3 protein-coding genes are annotated in these 1,419 nt (G+C 69.8%); all 3 read right to left on the reverse strand.

Annotated elements, in window-relative coordinates; translation table 11 throughout:
* Positions 1 to 405 (reverse strand): AMIN domain-containing protein (locus DBR34_RS09985; RefSeq protein ID WP_128096675.1); only part of this gene is annotated, 405 nt, incomplete at its 3' end.
* A gap of 88 nt (positions 406 to 493) precedes the next feature.
* Positions 494 to 976, reverse strand: coding sequence for a tRNA (adenosine(37)-N6)-threonylcarbamoyltransferase complex ATPase subunit type 1 TsaE (gene tsaE, locus DBR34_RS09990; RefSeq protein WP_128096676.1), 483 nt, complete (start codon positions 974 to 976; stop codon positions 494 to 496).
* Positions 973 to 1,419 (reverse strand): NAD(P)H-hydrate dehydratase (locus tag DBR34_RS22575; protein WP_258223796.1); only part of this gene is annotated, 447 nt, incomplete at its 5' end. The genes tsaE and DBR34_RS22575, both read right to left, overlap by 4 nt.

The raw sequence follows: 1,419 nt of genomic DNA on the forward strand, positions 1-1,419 counted from the left end.
GGCCACACTGGACGGCGCATCGCCCGGCCATTCGATCACCAGACGCGACTCGTCGCCCTGCTTGATCATCTGCGGCCGGAACGGCGCGACCGATTCGGCCAGGTCGAACACCACCCGGAACGTACCGGGCACCGGCTGACCGGTGCGCACGGCGGTGACCACGCCCTTGGGCGCAGGCAGCTTGAGATTGCGTACCGCGCTGGAGTCCGGGAAATCCACCACCAGGCGGTTCGGGCCGGCCAGGGTCAGGGTCTTGTAGCCACCGCTGCCGGACAGCGCGATTTCCGCGCGGGTGCCGGTGGCACCGGTCTCCAGACCAACCTGGCGCACTTCACCGGCCCACGCCAGGGCGCTCGCCAGACAGAGTCCGACGGCGGCACAGATGGCGGTGAGTGGTTTCCCCATTGGCATAGGTCAGGATTCAATCACCGCCCTGAATGAAATGCAACTCCTTTTCCCTTAATAATCCGTAACCTGCCGGTGTTTCCTAGTGTCAGCCGACAGAAAGGGCCTGCAAGTCGCCCCCTTGTGGCAACCGGGCGAGCCATTCGCGACCCGCGTCGCTGGTCGCATTGAGACGCACCCGACGTCCCTGCCCCTCGATCTCCAGCGCCACGATCAGGTCGGTGGGGGGCAGCGCGCCCGCGCCGCGCTCGGGCCATTCGATCAGCCACAGCGAGGCGCTGCCCTCGTCCAGGCCGAGGAAATCCAGCTCGTCGGCCTGGCCGATGCGGTACAGATCCAGGTGCCAGGCTTCGTGACCGTCGGCCAGCGGATAGCGCTCCACCAGCGTGTAGGTGGGACTGCGGATGGCCCCCTGTACGCCCAGCGCGCGCAGCAGCGCACGCGCCAGCGTCGACTTGCCCGCGCCGAGGTCGCCCTGCAGCTGCATCACCGCCTGGGGCGGACGGGTCGCGGCCAGCCACTGCCCAAGCAGGTCGGTGTCGTCGGTCTGGGCGAGGAAAAACGTGATCATGCGGGTCGAGGTTCCGGATTCACCAGCCGGCGCAGCGGCACCAGCAGGTCGGTGGGGAGCAGGCCACGCTGGCCCTCGCTGGCGGCGGCGTCGCCGGCCAGCCCATGCAGCAGTGCACCACTGGCGGCCGCATCGAAGGCGTCCAGCCCCTGTGCGCGCAACGCGGCGATGATGCCGGTCAGCAGGTCGCCCATGCCACCCACGGCCATGCCCGGGTTGCCCGCCGCGATCACCCGTGGGAGTTGGCCGGGGGCGGCGATGATGCTGCCGGCGCCTTTGAGCACCACCACGGCGTGGAAGCGCTCGGCCAAGGCCTGGGCGGCCGCAAAACGGTCGGCCTGGATCGTGGCCGTGTCCACCGCGAGCAGGCGCGCCGCCTCGCCCGGGTGCGGAGTCAGGATGGCGTCGTGCAGCGGCTGTGGCGGCAGGTGCTGGGCAGTGGC

The sequence above is a fragment of the Stenotrophomonas sp. HMWF003 genome (assembly GCF_003061285.1).
GTDB classification, from domain to species: Bacteria; Pseudomonadota; Gammaproteobacteria; order Xanthomonadales; family Xanthomonadaceae; genus Stenotrophomonas; species Stenotrophomonas maltophilia_AP.

Excerpts from the sequence above, each read along its gene's own strand:
- tsaE (WP_128096676.1), bottom strand. The coding sequence starts at position 976 with ATGATCACGTTTTTCCTCGCCCAGACCGACGACACCGACCTGCTTGGG.